The sequence below is a fragment of the Actinophytocola xinjiangensis genome (assembly GCF_001921215.1).
In the GTDB taxonomy this organism is placed as follows: domain Bacteria; phylum Actinomycetota; class Actinomycetes; order Mycobacteriales; family Pseudonocardiaceae; genus Actinophytocola; species Actinophytocola xinjiangensis.
In genome coordinates this window covers 160,461-178,312 of record NZ_MSIF01000013.1, presented here as the reverse complement: position 1 = coordinate 178,312, position 17,852 = coordinate 160,461, and the positions used below count along the sequence as shown (strand labels likewise).

Genomic DNA, 17,852 nt, shown 5'->3' with positions numbered 1-17,852 from the left:
GCACCCCCCATCCGGCCCCGCTCCCCACGTCGACGCCCGTGCCTGGTGCCCACGCCCACGCCACGTGCCCCCCGACACCTCGTCCCCACGCCCACGCCCACGCTCGCGCCGGTGCCGGTGCCGGTGCCGGTGCCGGTGCCGGTGCCGGTGCCGGTGCCGGTGCCGGTGCCGGTGCCGGTGCGAACGCAAATCCCGCCGCCACACCCCATCGCACCCGGCCAGGGGGACCCCTCTTTCAAGGATACGAGCCGACACCGACAGAACCGTGCGCTCCATCCACAGGTACCGGCCCTGGTCGACCAGCCAGTGGCACCTCACGACGGCACCCCACGAAAGCACCCCACGAAAGCACCCCAGGACGGCACACCCCAGGGACGCCGGACCTGCCCACACCGAAACCACCATGTAACGAGGGACGTTGGGCATCCCGCACCGCGCGGCGGCACAATGAAGACCGATGAACCTCAACCCACCGGCCGACCCGAGCGTCATGCCGCCCGACGACCTGCGGCGGCTGGTCACCGGCGCCCATCACGACCCCCATTCGGTCCTCGGCGTGCATTCCGACCACGCCGGGACCACCGTCGTGCGGGCCTACCGGCCCGGCGCGAAGTCGGTGACCCTGTTGGCCGGCGAGCAGCGGCATCCGCTCGCGGAGTCGGCCGAGGGCATGTTCACCGCCGTGTTGCCCGAGCCGCCGGGCAACTACCTGTACGAAGTGGACTACGACGGCGATCCGGTCCTGGTCGACGACCCGTTCCGGTGGCTGCCGACCCTGGGCGAGCTGGACCAGCACCTGATCCGGGAGGGCCGCCACGAGCGCCTCTGGCAGGTCCTTGGCGCGCACGTGCGCTCCTACGACACCCCCACCGGCGTCGTCGAGGGCACGTCGTTCGCGGTGTGGGCGCCGAACGCGAGCGGTGTGCGGGTGGCCGGCGACTTCGACGGCTGGGACGGGCGGGCCAATCCGCTGCGTTCGTTGGGCGCGTCGGGGGTCTGGGAGCTGTTCGTCCCTGGTCTGCCGGCCGGCACCCACTACAAGTTCCGCGTCCTGGGTCCGGACGGCACCTGGCACGAGAAGGCCGACCCGATGGCGTTCGCCACGGAGGTGCCGCCGGCGACGGCGTCGAAGGTCACGGTCTCGACCTACGAGTGGGCCGACGACGTCTGGCTCGCCCGCCGCGACTCCACTGCCTGGCACGACGCGCCGATGAGTGTCTACGAGGTGCATCTGGGCTCGTGGCGTCCCGGTCTGGGTTACCGCGAGCTGGCGACCGAGCTGGCGGACTACGTTGCCGCGCAGGGGTTCACGCATGTGGAGCTGCTGCCGGTGGCCGAGCACCCGTTCGGCGGTTCGTGGGGCTACCAGGTCACCTCCTACTACGCGCCGACCGCCCGGTTCGGGTCGCCGGACGAGTTCCGGCACCTGGTCGACGCGCTGCACGCCCGAGACGTCGGCGTGATCATGGACTGGGTGCCGGCGCACTTCCCGCGTGACTCGTGGGCGCTGGCGCGGTTCGACGGCACCCCGCTCTACGAGCACGCGGATCCGCGCCGGGGCGAGCACCCCGACTGGGGGACGCTGGTGTTCGACTTCGGCCGCACGGAGGTCCGCAACTTCCTGGTCGCCAACGCGCTCTACTGGATCGAGGAGTTCCACATCGACGGCCTGCGGGTCGACGCGGTGGCCTCGATGCTCTACCTGGACTACTCCCGCGAGGAGGGCCAGTGGGCGCCCAACGAGCACGGCGGCCGGGAGAACCTGGACGCGGTGCGGTTCCTGCAGGAGCTCAACGCCACCGTCTACAAGCATCATCCGGGCGCGATCATGGCGGCGGAGGAGTCGACGGCGTGGCCGGGGGTGACCCGGCCGACGCACCTGGGTGGTCTCGGGTTCGGTTTCAAGTGGAACATGGGCTGGATGCACGACACGCTCAGTTACGTCGCCCACGATCCGGTGCACCGCTCCTATCACCACAACGAGCTGACGTTCTCGCTGATGTATGCGTGGAGTGAGAACTTCGTGTTGCCGCTGTCCCACGACGAGGTGGTGCACGGCAAGGGCTCGCTGTGGGCGCGGATGCCGGGCGACGAGTGGAACAAGGCCGCCGCGCTGCGCTCGCTGCTGGCCTACATGTGGGCCCATCCCGGCAAGCAGCTGCTGTTCATGGGCGGCGAGTTCGGCCAGACCGAGGAGTGGTCGGAGAACCGTTCGCTGGACTGGCACCTGCTGGAGTACCCGCGCCACAGCGGCCTGCAGTCGCTGGTCCGCGACCTGAACCGGCACTACCGCGACCACCCGGCCCTGTACGCGGCGGACGTGCGCCAGGAGGGCTTCGCGTGGATCGACGCCAACGACTCGGCCAACAACGTCGCGAGCTTCCTGCGCCGCGACCCCGCTGACGAGCGCGCCGTGCTGGCCTGTGTCGCGAACTTCGCCGGTCACCCGCACCGAGACTACCGCGTCGGCCTGCCGTTGCCAGGGCACTGGCACGAGCTGCTCAACACCGACGCCCACGACTACGGCGGTTCCGGCTGGGGCAACCTGGGCGGCGTCGAGGCGACCGACGAACCGTGGCACGGCCAGCCGGCGTCGGCGGTGCTCCAGCTCCCGCCGCAGGGCGTGACCTGGCTGGTCCCCGAGTCCTGAGCTGTGAACGATCGGGCCGGACTCACCCACCGGACACACCGGATTCGGCACACTGGACGGGTGCGTACCTCCTCCGCGTCCGCCGTTCGCCTGACCATTCCGCTGTTGTTGCTGGTGGTGGTGTCCGCCTGCACGACGGCGGTGGCCGGTGAACCGGTCGGCACCGGCGCGGTGGTCACCAACCCCGATCCGGGCACCGGCGGCGTCGACCCGTCGTTCATCAAGAACAGCGACGGCGGCGAGATCGATCAGTTGGCCGCGGCGGTGCTCACCGACGTCCGCGGTTACTGGACCGAGACTTTTCCCGCGACGTTCGACGGTCGGGACTGGGAGGAGTTGTCCGGCGGCTACTTCTCGGTGGACACCGCCTCGGCCGACGCGCCGGCCCCGCCGTGTGTGGACAAGGCCGCCGACGTGGAGGGCAACGCATTCTACTGCCCGTCGGAGGACGTCATCGCCTGGGACCGGGCCGCGCTGCTGCCGGTGCTCCGGGAGCGGTTCGGCGAGGCGGCGGTGATGCTGGTGCTGGCGCACGAGATGGGCCACGCGGTGCAGCGCAGGGCCGGGATCTCGGTCGAGGAGCAGCGCACCGACCCCGAGCGCTACCCGACGATCCTGGTCGAGGCGCAGGCCGACTGCTACGCCGGCTCGTTCGTCCGCTGGGTCGCCGAGGGCAACGCCGAGCATCTGAGCATCGCCGAGGACCGGCTGGACTCCGCCCTGGAATCCTTGATCACCTTTCGTGATCCGATCGGTACGGAGCAAACCGACGCCGGGGCTCACGGCGACGCGTTCGACCGGGTGTCGGCCTTCCAGGACGGCTACGACTCCGGCGCGGGGCTGTGCGCCGACATCAGCGTGGACAACCGCCGCTTCACCCAGCGCGGCTTCCGCCAGGCCGCCGACGCCGAACGCGGCGGCAACCTACGTTTCGACGACCTGGTGCAGAACATGACCGACGACCTCGGCGAGTACTTCGACACGGTGGTCACCGACGCCGGCGCGACCTGGACGGCGCCGTCGCTGGCGCCGGTCGAGAACGACCCGGAATGTGACCGGGACCAGGGCCCGATCGCGTTCTGCCCCGACGACGACGAGATCGAGATCTCCACCGAGGGTGAGCTGCCGCAGCTGCACCAGCAGGTCGGCGACTACGCCACCGGCATCATCCTGGCCGGCCGCTACGGCATGGCGGCGCTGGACGCGCTGGACAAACCGCTGGAGGGTGAGCAGACGCAGCGTCAGCTGCTGTGCCTGTCCGGCTCGTACACGGGGATGCTGCTGGACCGCACCAACGGCTTCACCCTGTCCCCCGGCGACCTCGACGAGGCGATCCAGGTGCTGCTGCGCTACGACTACCCTGGCCGCGACGGCGCCGGTGGCGCGATCGACACCGGCTACGAGCGGGTGTCGGTGTTCCGGGCGGGCACGCTGGAGGGTGTGACGGCCTGCGAGCTGTCCTGAATGCCCGATTGTCGGTTCCCCGCACGGCGGTCTGAGCAGGCCAGTACTGTGCCCAGCAGCGTGACAGTCGCACGGAGGGGAACAGCGATGCGAGGTGTGCTGCGGGTGGGCCTGGCACTCACCGTGGTGGGGGCGACGGTGGCGTCGCTGGTGTCCTGCACCCAGACGGTCACCGGGTCGCCCGCGCCGACCGGTGGCATCGACACCGCCAGCGTCGGTGGGCTGCCGATCACCGACGGCCCCAGCGGCCCCCGGGAGGGCGCCCAGGACGCGAAACTGGACGTCGAGGGCACGGACAGGGGCGAGATGGACCGCCTGGCCACCAACGCGATCGCCGACCTGTACGAGTACTGGGGCGACCAGTTACCGAAACACTTCGACCAGGAGTTCGAGCCCCTGGACCGGCTGGTGTCCTACGACGCCGACGGCGAGGGTGCCGAGATCTGCGGCGAGAGCACCGCCGGCCTGGTCAACGCGTTCTACTGCGGCGGTGGCGGCGAGGACGCCATCGCCTGGGACCGGGGCCAGCTGCTGCCCGGCCTGGACGAGATGTTCGGCTCGATGTCGGTGGTCGGCGTGCTCGCCCACGAGATGGGTCACGCCGTGCAGTTCCGCCTGGGTGAGAAGAGCAACATCAACCAGGCCACCCCCACGATCCTGCGTGAACAACAGGCCGACTGTTACATGGGCAACTTCTTCCGGCACGTGGCGGAGGACCAGGCACCGCATTTCCAGATCAACACTGGTCAGGGTCTCAACCAGATCCTCGCGACCCTGTTCTTCATCCGCGACCCGGCCGGCCTCGACCACCGCACGCAGGGTGCCCACGGTCTGGCGTTCGACCGCGTGTTCGCCTTCCAGCAGGGCTTCACGAACCCGCCCACCCGCTGCGCGGAAATGGACACCGACGAGATCTCCGAACGCATCACCGAGAAGGAACGCAGCGAACAGGACAACCAGGTCGAGGGCGACATCGACCCAACGGAGAACATCGACAAGCTGCAGGAAAGCCTCGACGGCGCGTTCGCCGAGAACGGCTCCGAACAGCCCCAGATCGTCGACAACGGCTCGACGTGCGAGAACGGCAACGCGACGACTCCGGTGACGTACTGCCCGGACGAGAACATCGTCGGCTACGACGCCGACGCCCTGCGTGAACTGGCCGCGAAGCCCGACGCCAACGCGTCACCCGGCGAGACCGGCAGCGGCGGGCTGGGAGACTTCGCGGCGTTCGCCGAGGTCGCGTCCCGCTACGCGCTGTCGATCCAGAAGTCGATGGGCGTGTCGTTGGACGACGAGAAGGCCGGGCTGCGGACGGCCTGCCTGACCGGGGCGTGGGCCGGATACACGAACCAGGACGACCGGATACTGCGGCTGGCCATCGGGGACCTGGACGAGGCTGTCGCCGAACTCCTCCAGGAGGAGTCGTTGATCGCGGCTGACGTCAACGGGCGGCAGATCCCTTCCGGTTTCGCCAGGGTCGAGGCCTTCCGGCGAGGGTTCCTTGAGGGTTGGACTCCCTGCTCCAAGGATTTCTCCTGATCGTCCTGGGTGCTGGGCCCAGAACTAGAACAAGGCACTCGCGAGATCACGCCGCGCCTTGGCGACACCCGCGTCCTCGGCCGGGAACAACCCGAACAGCTCCACCAGATGAGTGCGGGCCCGGTCCCGGTCCCCGCCCGACGTCCGCCGAATCAGCTCGATCAGCCGCGCGAACGCCGCCTCGGGACGCTGCCCGGCCACCTCGACGTCGGCCGCCGCCAGCTGCGCGTCGACGTCGTCCGGTGCGGCGTCGGCGCGTTCCACGGCCGACGGGTCGGCCGCCTCGGCGCGCGCGTTGAACCGGACCTGGGCCAGCGCCTCCTTGGCCAGCTCGTTGGCCGGCTCGGCGTCGAGGATCTTCTGGTAGGCGGCCTCGGCGGCCGCGTAGTCGCCCTGTTCGAAGGCCTCCTCGGCGGCGGTGAACCGGGGGTCCTCCGGCTCGGGCTCCGGCTCGACGTCGGCGGCCGGCGCGCCTTCCTCGGCGGCCCGGATGCCGGGCAGCCGGTCGCGCAGCGCGTCGAGCAGGCTGGCCAGCCACTCCTTGACCTGCGGTTCGGGCTGCGCCCCCTGGAACGCCTCCACCGGCTGCCCGCCGGCGATCGCCACGACGGTCGGGATCGACTGGACGCCGAACAGTTGTGCGATCCGCGGGTTGGTGTCGACGTCGACCTTCGCGAGGATCCAGGCGCCGTTGGCGGCCTGGGCCAGGCGTTCGAGCAACGGTGACAGTTGCTTGCACGGGCCGCACCATTCGGCCCACAGGTCCACGATGACCGGGACCTGCAGGGACCGTTCGACGACGTCGGACTGGAACGTTTCCTCCGTCACCTCGATCACGAAGGAGCCGTTGGTACTGGGCGCGCCCTGCGGTGCGGGCCCGGCGCCGGGCGCGGCGGGGGCCTTGCCGGCAGCCTCCGCCCGTGCCTTGAGTGCGGAAAGGTCCACCGCCCCGGAGAGGGCGGCGGACATGGCTGCGGTCTGGCGTGGATCTGGCCTCGTCACACTTCTATCCTGGCACGCCCGCCGGACTAGTCCGCCAGGTGCTGCTCCACGCGCTCCACCTTGGCCACGAGCTGGTTGGTGTGACCGGGCCGGATGTCGGCCTTGAGCACCAGACTCACCCTCGGCGCCCGCGCCCCCACGACCTCCACCGCCCGCTTGACGACGGCCATCACCTCGTCCCACTCGCCCTCGACGGTGGTGAACATGCTGGTGGTCTCCGACGGCAGCCCTGACTCCCGCACCACCCGCACCGCCTCGGCAACGGCCTCGCTCACACTGTCCGACCCGCCACCCGCCGGGGCGACGCTGAACGCGACAAGCACACCGATCTCCTCTCCGTCGCAACCCGCTGAACTGTGCGAAGGCACCCTGGCTGGTACCGACTGGTAACTTCAACCGCCATGAACCCGCGTGTGCTCCCGTTCGACCCGATCGCCCGCGCCGCGGAGCTGTGGGAGGAGCGGGTCGGCCCGTCCGGGACGATGGCCGCGGTGACCAGCGTCATGCGCGTCCAGCAGGTGCTGCAGTCGGCTGTGGACGCCGCGCTCAAGCCCCACGGTCTGACGTTCGCCCGCTACGAGGCCCTGGTCCTGTTGACGTTCGCCAAACGCGGCAGTCTGCCGATGCGGGTCATGGGTGAACGTCTACAGCTGCATCCGACCAGCGTGACCAACATCGTCGACCGTCTCGAGGGTGACGGGCTGGTCCGTCGGCTGCCGCATCCGACCGACCGGCGCACCACGCTCGCCGAGATCACCGAGGCCGGTCTGCGGCGGCGTGCGGAGGCCACGGCGGCGGTCACCGACATCGACTTCGGGCTTCGTGGGTTGACCGAGCGGCAGACCGCGCAGCTGACCGAGCTTCTGGCCAAGGTACGCAAGGCTGTCGGCGACTTCGAGGACTGAGGGTCCACCGGCGACGCCCCGGCCGGGCCGGGGCGTCGTCGATCGGTCAGCTGTCCTCCCACTGGAAGACCTTCGCGGCGATGCCGCCGACCACGATGGTGAACCCGGCGAGGACCAGGCAGGGGACGACCAGCGCACTCGCGCCCTGGTCACGCACCAGGAAGTCCATGATGCCGTCGTTCATGTGGCGCAGGGGGAACGCGTTCGAGATCGACTGCATCCACGGTGGGGCCTGGTCGATCGGGAAGAACGTGCCGGACAGGAAGGCCATCGGCAGCACCACGATGTTCGCGGCGCCGGTCGCGGCCTCCTCGGTCTTGCAGAACGCGCCGACGAGCATGCCGATCGCGAAGAACGCCAGCACGCCGAGGAAGAACACCGGTATGGCCAGTGCCCAGGTGCCCACCAGCTGTAAGCCGAACACGGGCAGCGCGCCGATGCCGAGGAAGATCACCGCCTGGACGATCGCCACGCCGATGGTCACCACGACCCGGGAGCTCAGGACCGTGGACGCGTGGATCGGGGCCAGCCGGATCCGGCGCAGGACCTGCTTCTTGCGCCAGCTCACCAGGGTCAGCGCCGCACCGAACACCGCGGTCGTCGCCACACCCCAGGACATGATGCCGGGAGTGATGTACTGGATCGGTTTGAGTGACGCGTCCTCCACGTTGGACACGTCGAGCTGGTATCGCAGCGGCTGGTTCGTCACGATCAGGTTGAGCTTGTCGACCACGCCGACGACGATGCCGCGCACCGTCCCGGCCTGGGTCTGGTCGCTGGCGGCGAACCGCAGCACGACCTCGTTGCCGTTCTGGGCGACCACGGCCGGCAGATCACCGTCGCTGACCTTGGCGACGGCCTCGTCGAGGGTGTCGAAGTGCTCCAGGTCCAGGATGCCGGTCTCGCCGAGGGCGGTGACCACCGGACCCTCGCCGACCGCGCCGATGGTGATCTTGTCGGTTCCGGCGTCGCGGAACAACAATCCGAACACGATCAGGAACATCAACGGGAACACGAAGGTGAAGAACAGGGTCGCCTTGTCGCGGTAGAACCCCTTGAGCATGGCGAGTGAGAGGCTCCTGAACGCGGTCACGCCCGGTACTCCCGTCCGGTCAGGTCGAGGAAGACGTCCTCGAGGGTGGCGGTGCGGACCTGCAGGCCGGACAGGGCCCCCCGGTCGGCGAGGGCGGACAGCGTGTCGGCGGGTCGCCGGGTGGTGATGGTCAGCGACAGCTCGTCCTCGGTGACGTCCTCGGCCGCGGGCAGCGCCGTCGCGTCCGAAACGGACAGTGAGCCGAGTTCGAGGATGACGTGGGTGGGCGCGTCCAGGCCGCGCACGAGCGCCGCCGGCCGATCCATGGCGAGGATGCGGCCCTTGTCCATGATGGCGACGCGGTCGCAGAGGATCTCGGCCTCGTCGAGGTAGTGGGTGGTGTAGACGATCGTCTTGCCGCGGGCCTGGATGGCGCGCAGCACGTCCCACAGGTTGCGCCGCGCCTGCGGGTCGAGCGCGGCGGTCGGTTCGTCGAGGAAGACCACGTCCGGGTCGTGCACCAGCGCGCAGGCGATCGACAGGCGTTGGCGCTGGCCGCCGGAGAGCTTGTCCTCGCGGGTGTCGGCCTTGTCGGCCAACCCGACCAGCTCCAGCATTTCGTTGGCCCGCACCGCGTTCACACCGTACAGTGACGCGAACGTCTCCAGTTGCTCACGAGCAGTGAGCTTCTCGAAGAACGACGACGACTGCAGTTGGACACCGATCCGTGGCAGCAGCGATACCCTGCGTGGCCACGGTGACTCGCCGAGCAGACGCACCGATCCGGAGTCGGGTTGCCGTAAGCCTTCGATGATCTCCAACGTCGTGGTCTTGCCCGCCCCGTTGGGGCCGAGGATGCCGAAGAACTCCCCTTCGGTGACTGACAGCGACACGCCGTCCACCGCTTTGAGATCCCCATACGCCTTGCGGATGTCCTCGACCACAACCGCGGCGTTCCCTGTGCCGTTCACCTGCGTGAACATAGCCGAGCACGAAATGGAGAGGCGAATGTATCCCGAGATCGAGCCCTACGAACACGGCATGGTGGATGTCGGTGGCGGGAATGCCGTGTACTGGGAGCAATGCGGCAATCCCGATGGCCTGCCGGCCGTGGTGCTCCACGGTGGCCCCGGTTCGGGCTGCACACCGGGACACCGCCGCTGGTTCGACCCCCGGCGCTACCGGATCGTGCTCCTGGACCAACGCAACTGTGGTCGGTCGACCCCGCACGCCGCCGACCACGACACCGACCTGTCCGAGAACACCACCACGAACCTGGTGGCCGACCTGGAACTGTTGCGCGCCACCTTGTCCATCGACCGCTGGCTGGTGTTCGGCGGCTCGTTCGGCTCGGTCCTGGCCCTGGCCTACGCCGAACGCTTCCCGGAGCGGGTGTCGGCGCTGGTGCTGTTCGGCGTGGCCACCGGCCGCCAGTCCGAAGTAGACCTGCTGCTGCGCGGCCTGGCCCCCCTGTTCCCCCAGCAATGGACCCGCTTCCGCCAGGCCGCCGGCGACGACGACCTGGCAGCCGGCTATGCCAGGCGACTCAACTCCCCCTCCCCCGAGGAACGCGCCGACGCGGCGGCCGAATGGTGCCGCTGGGAGGACGCGATCTCCCCGACCACCGGCCCCAGTGTCCGTTTCCAGGACGCCCGCTTCCGCCTGGGTTTCGCCCGGATCGTGACGCACTACTGGAGCAACGGCCACTTCCTTCCCGAGGACGACATCCTGATCCGCGAGGCAGGCCGCCTGGCCGAGGTCCCCGGCGTGATCGTCCAGGGCCGCCTGGACTTCGGAAACCTCGCCGGCACCCCCTGGGAACTGGCCAACGCCTGGCCCCACTGTGACCTCATCGTCGTGGACGAAGGCGCCCACGAGACCTCGACCCCAGGCATGACAACGACCCTCTTGTCCACTGTGGACAGATTCGCCAGCGAGATCCGAACCCCGCCCGGACCGCCGGCCCGGCCGCGAAGCCCCCACGGCCAATGACCCCGACCCGGGGCACCCACAACCACGAACGACACGTCAACCAGCGTCCGGTCACCCCAACGTTGACAACCTTGTCAACCCCGCAGCGACCCCCTTGCGGAAACACCCTCACCACGTCAGGATGTTCAAGTCCCCTGACCGCGACCCCTCCCCCACCATCACCATGACAACGTTGTCCACCCCGCGCAAACCCCGCAGGGCCACCATGAACGACGTGGCCCGCCTGGCCGGCGTGAGCATCAAGACCGTCTCCCGCGTGGTCAACGACGAACCCGGCGTCCACAACGAAACCGCCGAGCGCGTCCTGGCCGCCATCGAACGACTCGGCTTCCGCCGCAACATCGGCGCGCTCAACCTGCGCCGCGGCTCGTCGACGGGAACGATCGGCATCGTCCTGGAGGACGTCGCGAACCCGTTCTACTCGGGTCTGGCCAGGGCCGCCGAGGAGGTCGCGCGCCGGCACGGCCGGCAGGTCCTCACGGGGTCCTCGGACGAGGACGCGGTCCGGGAGCGCGAACTGTCGCTGGAGTTCTGTGCGCGCCGGGTCGACGGGCTGATCGTCGTGCCGGCGGGGCGGCGGCACGCCTACCTGGTGCCGGAGATCACCTCGGGGCTACCGGTGGTGTTCGTCGACCGGCCGCCGGGGGACGTGGTGGCCGACACGGTGCTGGTGGACAACCTGGACGGCACCTCGACCGCCGTCACCCATCTCGCTCGGCACGGGCACCGGCGGATCGCGTTCCTCGGTGACTCGCCCGAGATCTTCACCGCCGGCGAACGGCTGCGCGGGTTCCGTGAGGGGTACGCGCGGGCCGGGTTGCCGTTCGACGAGCGGCTCGTCGCGATGGGCCCGCACACCCCGGGCGACCTGCCTGAGGTGCTCGGCGAGCTCCTGGGCGGCGCGTCGGGGGCCACCGCGGTGGTGACCGGCAACAACCGGATCACGGTGCTGGCGCTGCGGGCGCTCGCCGGCGCGGCGCACCGCCCCGCCCTGGTCGGTTTCGACGACTTCGAACTCGCCGACCTGCTCGACCCGCCGGTGAGCGTGGTCGCCGTCGACCCTGGTCTGCTCGGGCAGACCGCCGCCGAACTGCTGTTCGCACGCATGGCCGGTGACAGTGCGCCGCCGCGCCGTATCGTGCTGCCGGTTCGGCTCGTACCACGAGGATCCGGAGAGGTTGGACCGTGACCGATACCGAGGGACGCCGCCCTGTCCTGCTCCCGGCGAACCAGCCGGAGCGGTTCTACCGGGGCGGCGCGGCGATCGCCGAGCTGCGTGGGGACGGTGCGCCGCTGGCGTTCGGCCCGGAGGACTGGGTGGGGTCGTGCACGACGCTGCACGGCCAGCGCGATGTCGGGCTGTCGCGCCTGCCGTCCGGAACGCTGCTGCGGGAGGCGATCGCCGAGCACGCCGACAACTGGCTCGGTGCCGCGCACCTGGCCAACTACGGTGCGGATTCCGCGCTGCTGGTGAAGCTCCTCGACGCGGGCCAGCGCCTGCCGGTGCACTGTCATCCCTCCGACGAGTTCGCCGCCACGCATTTCGGCTCCCGCTTCGGCAAGACCGAGGCGTGGATCGTGGTCGGCACCGCGACCGAGAACCCGAGTGTCTACCTGGGATTCGCGCAGGACCAGTCCCCCGCCACGGTCGCCGACTGGGTGGCCCGCCAGGACTCGACCGCGATGCTCGGCGCGCTCAACGAGGTCACCGTCCGCCCCGGCGACACGGTGTTCGTGCCGGCGGGCGTGCCACATGCGATCGGCGCCGGCGTGTTCATCGTCGAGCTGCAACAGCCAACGGACCTCTCCGTCACCCTCGAATGGAAGAACTTCCTCGACGACGAAGCCGGCGGCCACCTCGGCATCGGCTTCGACACCGCCCTGAACTGCGTGGACCGCCAGTCCTGGGGCGGCGAACGCCTGGGCGAACTGGTCCGCCACCAGGACGACACCGGCGCCCCGGCACGTGACCTGTTCGGCCAGCCCGCGCAGTCCTTCTTCCGCGCGGAACGGGTACGGGCGGGCGCGGAGCTGGCGCCGTCGTTCGCCGTCCTGGTCGCCCTGGCCGGCAAAGGTGTCGTACACACCGAACACGCCGGACCGGTGGAGATCACCAAGGGCGAGACCTACGTTCTCCCCCACGCCGCCGGCACCACCACCATCGAAGGCGACCTGTCGGCGATCCGCTGCCTCCCGCCAACCACCTGACCCTGGGCCCCGACAAGAACCCACCCCGGACCGGCGCGGCGTCCTCGGCCACCGCCACCCACACAGTGAGCCGCCCCGCGCGGGGATCCCCCCGATTTCCAGTTTAGTCGCGTCGGCCGGGGATGTGGACCTGTCGAAACGCGGCTGTGGACAACCGCGGTCGCGAATGGTCGAGCTGTGCCGAGGTGCGGTCACGCCGTTCGCTCAACGCTCCAACCGGTCTGGGTGGCCCATCGTTGCGCCGCCCTCATCAGTACCTGCGTGGCGGGGACCTTGATCTGGCCGAAGTCCACCAGGTCCGGCACGTTCACGGCCAGCCGTTGCTTGAAGTCCCCCCACGCCCGGCGGGCGGTGTCGTCCGCGCGCAGGTAGTCCCGGAACAACAGTGCGAAGCGGGCGTTGGGTCCGGTGCTCTCCCGCAGGTGGACGTTGCACGTGCGCGCACCGACCGGCGGCGCGACAACGAGTTTGTGGCACCGCTGACCGCTGGAGACCTCGACGCGGTTCCACGGCTCGGGTCGGCACCGGAACCCGATCGCCGCGAGCAACGGGACGTCCCGCGCCTCGTCGAGCGAACTCATCCGCACCTGGACGTCGAGGCAGTCCTTGGACGGCAGACCCGGTACCGACGTGGAGCCCACATGGTCGATCCGCAACGCCAGGTCGCCCAACGCCGCATGTAACACCCCGGCCAGGTGCTCGAACTCCTCCGGCCACTGGGACCGGTACTCAACCAGGACAACCTGACCGCGCTCATCGGAAAACGGCACGTCCCCAGACGCTCCAGTCCGAAAACCTCCCCACCACTGAAGAGATGTCCGACCACCGCACCGGTGGACAACCTCGCCCGCGAGCGGGACGCCGAACGCACTCGCGTCCTTACCCCACCGCGCGGAGGCCGAGCCTCCTCCGCCAACTCCCCGATCCCACAACCCGCCAGCCAGGCCGACACCCAGTTCGTTGCCACACAAGAAGCCCGAAGACCGCTCCCGCCCAACCACCGATCTCCCTCGCGCGGGGGTCCCCCCGATTTCCAGTCTAGTCGTGTGCGGCGACGACAATGGCTGGTCGGCGGCCGCCTGTGGACAACTCGGGTCGCGAGTGGACAACGAGCAGACACCCGGCGGGATCCACGGCGAACGTCAGGGCGACGACGTCAGCCAGGACCGATGAGGTCGTCGGCGGCCGCGTAGGGGTCGAGTTCGCCGGCGGCGACCTGTGTGGCCAACCGGTCCAGGGTGTCACCGCCACTGATGTTGGTGAGGCGGGCGCGCAGTTCCCGCACCGCGATCTCCTCCACCTCGCGGCGGGCGCGGCGGCGTCGTCCGGTCTCCAGTTCGCCGTGGGTGGTCAGCCAGTCGTGGTGGGAGTCGAGGGCGGACATCAGGTCGTCGGAGCCCGCCCCGGTTGTCGCCACGGTGCGGACGATCGGTTGGCGCCAGGACGGGCCGGTTCCGCGCCGGCCCAGGGCGATCATGGTGCGCAGGTCCCGCACGGTCTGGTCGGTGCCGTCGCGGTCGGCCTTGTTGACCACCAGGACGTCGGCGATCTCGAGGATTCCCGCCTTCACCGCCTGGATTCCGTCGCCCATGCCGGGAGCCAGCAGGACCACGGTGGTGTCAGCCAGCGCCACGATGTCTACTTCGGACTGTCCAACTCCGACGGTCTCCACCAGGACCACGTCGAAGCCGGCGGCGTCGAGCACGCGCAGCGCCTGCGGGGTCGCGGTCGCCAGACCACCGAGGTGACCTCGGGTCGCCATCGAGCGGATGAACACCCCGGGGTCGGTCGTGTGGTCGTGCAGCCGGATCCGGTCGCCGAGCAGCGCCCCGCCGGAGAACGGCGAGGACGGGTCGATCGCCAGGACACCGACCCGCTGGCCCCGTTCGCGCAACGCCGTGATCAGCATCGACGTCGAGGTGGACTTGCCGACGCCGGGCGGGCCGGTCAGGCCGAGCACCCGCGCGCGGCCGGTGTGCGGCGTCAACGCCGCGGCGACCGCGCGCAGGTGCGGGCTCTCGTCCTCGACGAGGGAGATCAGTCGCGCGATCGCGCGCTGCCGGCCGGCCCGTGCGTCCGCGACGAGCCCCGGAATGTGCACACTAGACACTCAGCAGCAGCGCGTCGCCCTGTCCGCCGCCGCCGCAGAGGGCTGCCGCGCCGAGGCCGCCGCCCCGCCGCTTCAGCTCGTAGGCGAGGTGGACGACCAGACGCGCGCCGGATGCGCCGATCGGGTGACCGAGGGCGATCGCGCCACCGTTGACGTTCACGATGTCCTCGCTGATGCCCAGCGACCTGGTCGACACGATGCCGACGGCGGCGAACGCCTCGTTGATCTCCACCAGGGTCAGGTCCTCGACCGTGCGGCCCGCCTTGGCCAGCGCCGCGCTGATCGCGTTCGCCGGCTGCTCGTGCAGGCTGGCGTCCGGGCCGGCGACGACGCCGTGCGCGCCGATCTCGGCCAGCCACGTCAACCCCAGCTCCCGCGCCTTGGCCTGACTCATCACCACGACCGCGGCGGCGCCGTCGGAGATCTGCGAGGCCGACCCCGCGGTGATCGTCCCGTCGGAGGCGAACGCCGGGCGCAGTTTGGCGAGCCCTTCGGCGGTGGTGTCCGCGCGCACGCCCTCGTCGGTGTCGAACACGACCGGGTCGCCCTTGCGCTGCGGGATGCTCACCGGCGCGATCTCCTCGGCGAACCGCTCCCGCGCGGCGGCCGCGAGCTGGTGGGACCGCGCGGAGAACGCGTCCTGCTCCTCGCGGGTCACGCCGTAGCGGGAGTTGTACTTCTCCGTCGACGCCCCCATCGCGACCTGGTCGAACGCGCAGAACAGCCCGTCGTGGGCCATGTGGTCGATCATCGTCACGTCGCCGTACTTGAAACCGGAGCGGGACTTGGGCAGCAGGTGCGGCGCCTGGGTCATCGACTCCTGCCCACCGGCGACGACGATGTCGAACTCGCCGGCGCGGATGAGCTGGTCGGCGAGCGCGATCGCGTCCAGCCCCGACAGGCACACCTTGTTGATCGTCAACGCCGGCACGCTCATCGGGATGCCGGCGGCGACCGCCGCCTGCCGGGCGGGGATCTGCCCGGCGCCCGCCGTCAGCACCTGGCCCATGATCGTGTATTGCACCTGCTCGGGCGCGACCCCGGCGCGTTCGAGCGCCGCCCTGATCGCGATCCCACCGAGTTGCGCCCCGGTGAAGTCCTTGAGCGAACCCAGCAGTCGCCCGATCGGCGTACGCGCCCCGGCGACGATGACGGAACCCGACACTTGGTGCCTCCCAGAAGATGCTAGCGGCCGTTAACATGACCATACTCGGCCCAGGCCTGCCCGTCCGGGCACGATGTGAGTAGCCGCACAGCCACCGGCCACCCGGCCGAGTTACGTTGTCAGGCATGGACGAGCTCACGTCGTACATCACCGCCATCGACCACGTCGGTATCGCCGTGGCGGACCTGGACGAGGCGATCGCCTTCTACCGCGACGTCATGGGCCTGGAGCTCTACCACCAGGAGATCAACGACCGCCAGGGCGTGCGCGAGGCGATGATGCGCCCGCCCGGCAACACCGGCGGGGCCGCCATCCAGTTGCTCGCACCGCTGACGCCGGAGTCGACGATCGCCAAGTTCCTCTCCCGAGGCGGGCCGGGGATGCAGCAGCTCGCCTACCGGGTCAGCGACCTGGACGCCGTGTCGGAGACGTTGCGCGCCAAGGGTTTGCGCCTGATCTACGACGAGGCCATCGCCGGCACCGCCAACAGCCGGGTGAACTTCATCCACCCCAAGGACGCGGGCGGCGTCCTGGTCGAACTGGTCGAGGCCGCCGACACGGGGCACTGACCAGGCCCTGAACCGGCGGGAGCAAACTGGGCCGGCCGGACCTGCGACCTGGTGAATCACCCACGGTCGACAGCGCAGCCAGCCCCAGCCGTGCCCGCAGCAGCAACGCCAGGATCTCCCCGCGCGCTTCCCCGCCGCCAGGATCCCCACACCGCCACGTCACCCAGGGGCCGCTCGCCTCATTCCCCATTCGAGCACGGCGCAGAACACGGCCTCATCGAGGACCCTGGCCCGGCACCATCGCATCGCACCCTCGCGCGGGGGGTCCCCCCGATTTCCAGCTTAGTCGCGTTGGGCGGGGAATTCGGCCTGTCCCGGGGCGGCTGTGGACAACTTCGGCCGCGAGTGGAAGACCTGTGGAGTCTGCCTGGTCGAGCCGGTCGGTGGGGCGCCGGAACGTCCGGTCGGCGAGCCTGCCACACCGCGTCCGTGCCTGGTCGAACCGCATCGCCGTCGAGGCGGCGGCCAAGGACCGTCGAGCGCGAGGCCTGGCCAACCCGGCTCGCGAGACGAACGCCTCCCCGGTGCCACCGCACCAGGTCAGACCGGACCGGCTGGGGCCGCCACGCCGGTCAACGCGCCGGCGATGAAGTCCACCTCGCGGTCGATCGACTCGGCGCTGGCGACGCCGTCGGCCACACCGTGGCGGGCCACGGAGTGCCGGTAGCTCACGGCGAGCGCGAGCAGCCCGGCGGCGGTGTCGACCATCGCCAGCGGGAGGGTGCCGGTCGACGCGGCAAGGATCACCGCCCGGACCTGGTCAACCATGTGGGTGAACCGCTGTTGCAGGGCGTCACGAACGGCGGTGTGGGTGTCGGCCTCCCGCCACAGCAGGTGGGACAGCAGGTACGACGCCCGCAGCCGCGCGTCCAACTCGGCGACCAGCCGGCGCAGGCTGGCGGCGACGTCGCCCGGCACCACCACCCCCGACGGCTCGACGTGCTCGTCCGGCAGGCTCTGGACCAGCGCCGTCAGCAGGTCCTCCTTGCGCCGGAAGTAGTAGTGCACCAGCCCCTTGGGCACCCCGGCGCGCTCGGCGATCCGGGACGTCGGGGTGGCGTCGAAGCCTGATTCGGCGAACAGTTCCTCCGCGGCGGCCAGGATCCGTTCACGGGCCGACGGGTCGGCGCTCTTCCTCTTGGTCAGACGCATGTCGTGTCCCCTTCTCGACAGCACGCGGCCCACAACGTAACCCGTTGGGGGCACGTCGCG

At 70.2% G+C, this 17,852-nt stretch carries 16 protein-coding genes; 8 read left to right on the top strand and 8 right to left on the bottom strand.

Features of this window, described 5'->3' with window-relative positions; all coding sequences use genetic code 11:
• The first annotated feature begins 457 nt into the window (after positions 1-457).
• From glgB to BLA60_RS25085, 3 genes are all read left to right on the top strand, one after another.
• Positions 458-2,650, top strand: a complete 2,193-nt coding sequence (gene glgB, locus BLA60_RS25095) for a 1,4-alpha-glucan branching protein GlgB (protein WP_075135441.1) — start codon at positions 458-460, stop codon at positions 2,648-2,650.
• Between the two features lie 60 nt (positions 2,651-2,710).
• On the top strand, positions 2,711-4,114 hold the full coding sequence (locus tag BLA60_RS25090; RefSeq protein ID WP_075135440.1) for a neutral zinc metallopeptidase: 1,404 nt from the start codon (positions 2,711-2,713) through the stop codon (positions 4,112-4,114).
• 87 nt (positions 4,115-4,201) lie between these two features.
• Positions 4,202-5,656, top strand: a complete 1,455-nt coding sequence (locus BLA60_RS25085) for a neutral zinc metallopeptidase (RefSeq protein ID WP_075135439.1) — start codon at positions 4,202-4,204, stop codon at positions 5,654-5,656.
• 24 nt (positions 5,657-5,680) lie between these two features.
• Here BLA60_RS25085 and BLA60_RS25080 read toward each other — a convergent pair whose 3' ends face one another.
• Both BLA60_RS25080 and BLA60_RS25075 read right to left on the bottom strand, forming a co-directional pair.
• Positions 5,681-6,625: a tetratricopeptide repeat protein gene (locus BLA60_RS25080; RefSeq protein ID WP_075135438.1), complete on the bottom strand. Its 945-nt coding sequence runs from the start codon at positions 6,623-6,625 to the stop codon at positions 5,681-5,683.
• Between the two features lie 59 nt (positions 6,626-6,684).
• Positions 6,685-6,981: an MTH1187 family thiamine-binding protein gene (locus tag BLA60_RS25075; RefSeq protein ID WP_075135437.1), complete on the bottom strand. Its 297-nt coding sequence runs from the start codon at positions 6,979-6,981 to the stop codon at positions 6,685-6,687.
• 78 nt (positions 6,982-7,059) lie between these two features.
• Here BLA60_RS25075 and BLA60_RS25070 point away from each other — a divergent pair, with 78 nt between their 5' ends.
• Entirely contained in the window at positions 7,060-7,563 is a 504-nt protein-coding gene (locus BLA60_RS25070; RefSeq protein ID WP_075135436.1) for a MarR family winged helix-turn-helix transcriptional regulator, read from the top strand.
• Positions 7,564-7,609: 46 nt separating this feature from the next.
• Here the strand turns inward: BLA60_RS25070 and BLA60_RS25065 are convergent, their stop codons facing one another.
• Together BLA60_RS25065 and BLA60_RS25060 are read right to left on the bottom strand one after the other, a co-directional pair.
• Positions 7,610-8,656 (bottom strand): ABC transporter permease, encoded by a 1,047-nt coding sequence (locus BLA60_RS25065; RefSeq protein WP_075135435.1) that lies wholly within the window; start codon positions 8,654-8,656, stop codon positions 7,610-7,612.
• Positions 8,653-9,567: an ABC transporter ATP-binding protein gene (locus BLA60_RS25060; RefSeq protein WP_245812141.1), complete on the bottom strand. Its 915-nt coding sequence runs from the start codon at positions 9,565-9,567 to the stop codon at positions 8,653-8,655. Before BLA60_RS25060 ends, BLA60_RS25065 begins: the two co-directional genes overlap by 4 nt.
• 37 nt (positions 9,568-9,604) lie before the next feature.
• Here BLA60_RS25060 and pip point away from each other — a divergent pair, with 37 nt between their 5' ends.
• The 3 genes from pip (at position 9,605) to BLA60_RS25045 (ending at position 12,796) form a co-directional block, all read left to right on the top strand.
• Complete coding sequence (pip, locus tag BLA60_RS25055) at positions 9,605-10,588, top strand: prolyl aminopeptidase (protein WP_084735246.1); 984 nt, start codon at positions 9,605-9,607, stop codon at positions 10,586-10,588.
• 205 nt (positions 10,589-10,793) lie between these two features.
• Complete coding sequence (locus BLA60_RS25050) at positions 10,794-11,777, top strand: LacI family DNA-binding transcriptional regulator (protein WP_075135432.1); 984 nt, start codon at positions 10,794-10,796, stop codon at positions 11,775-11,777.
• A complete protein-coding gene (locus tag BLA60_RS25045; RefSeq protein ID WP_075135431.1) occupies positions 11,774-12,796 on the top strand; it encodes a class I mannose-6-phosphate isomerase in 1,023 nt (340 codons plus the stop codon). The genes BLA60_RS25050 and BLA60_RS25045 overlap by 4 nt, the downstream gene beginning before the upstream one ends.
• A 191-nt stretch (positions 12,797-12,987) precedes the next feature.
• On the opposite strand, the gene BLA60_RS25040 is transcribed toward BLA60_RS25045, so the two are convergent.
• From BLA60_RS25040 to BLA60_RS25030, 3 genes are all read right to left on the bottom strand, one after another.
• Positions 12,988-13,566, bottom strand: a complete 579-nt coding sequence (locus BLA60_RS25040; RefSeq protein ID WP_084735245.1) for a GrpB family protein — start codon at positions 13,564-13,566, stop codon at positions 12,988-12,990.
• 386 nt (positions 13,567-13,952) lie between these two features.
• Positions 13,953-14,897 carry a methylmalonyl Co-A mutase-associated GTPase MeaB gene (meaB, locus tag BLA60_RS25035; RefSeq protein WP_084735244.1) on the bottom strand — a complete coding sequence of 315 codons (945 nt, stop codon included), beginning with the start codon at positions 14,895-14,897 and terminating at the stop codon, positions 13,953-13,955.
• Position 14,898: 1 nt separating this feature from the next.
• Positions 14,899-16,071 carry an acetyl-CoA C-acetyltransferase gene (locus BLA60_RS25030; RefSeq protein WP_075135429.1) on the bottom strand — a complete coding sequence of 391 codons (1,173 nt, stop codon included), beginning with the start codon at positions 16,069-16,071 and terminating at the stop codon, positions 14,899-14,901.
• Positions 16,072-16,196: 125 nt separating this feature from the next.
• Here BLA60_RS25030 and mce point away from each other — a divergent pair, with 125 nt between their 5' ends.
• Positions 16,197-16,640, top strand: coding sequence for a methylmalonyl-CoA epimerase (gene mce, locus BLA60_RS25025; RefSeq protein ID WP_075135428.1), 444 nt, complete (start codon positions 16,197-16,199; stop codon positions 16,638-16,640).
• 540 nt (positions 16,641-17,180) lie between these two features.
• Here the strand turns inward: mce and BLA60_RS25020 are convergent.
• Positions 17,181-17,792 carry a TetR/AcrR family transcriptional regulator gene (locus tag BLA60_RS25020; protein ID WP_075135427.1) on the bottom strand — a complete coding sequence of 204 codons (612 nt, stop codon included), beginning with the start codon at positions 17,790-17,792 and terminating at the stop codon, positions 17,181-17,183.
• Positions 17,793-17,852: the final 60 nt, after the last annotated feature.

What these genes read in the sequence shown, in the direction of transcription:
- glgB (WP_075135441.1), top strand. Translation starts at nt 458, where the DNA reads ATGAACCTCAACCCACCGGCCGACCCGAGCGTCATGCCGCCCGACGAC.
- BLA60_RS25085 (WP_075135439.1), top strand. Translation starts at nt 4,202, where the DNA reads ATGCGAGGTGTGCTGCGGGTGGGCCTGGCACTCACCGTGGTGGGGGCG.
- BLA60_RS25080 (WP_075135438.1), bottom strand. Translation starts at nt 6,625, where the DNA reads ATGTCCGCCGCCCTCTCCGGGGCGGTGGACCTTTCCGCACTCAAGGCA.
- BLA60_RS25070 (WP_075135436.1), top strand. Translation starts at nt 7,060, where the DNA reads ATGAACCCGCGTGTGCTCCCGTTCGACCCGATCGCCCGCGCCGCGGAG.
- pip (WP_084735246.1), top strand. Translation starts at nt 9,605, where the DNA reads ATGTATCCCGAGATCGAGCCCTACGAACACGGCATGGTGGATGTCGGT.
- BLA60_RS25050 (WP_075135432.1), top strand. Translation starts at nt 10,794, where the DNA reads ATGAACGACGTGGCCCGCCTGGCCGGCGTGAGCATCAAGACCGTCTCC.
- mce (WP_075135428.1), top strand. Translation starts at nt 16,197, where the DNA reads ATGGACGAGCTCACGTCGTACATCACCGCCATCGACCACGTCGGTATC.
- BLA60_RS25020 (WP_075135427.1), bottom strand. Translation starts at nt 17,792, where the DNA reads ATGCGTCTGACCAAGAGGAAGAGCGCCGACCCGTCGGCCCGTGAACGG.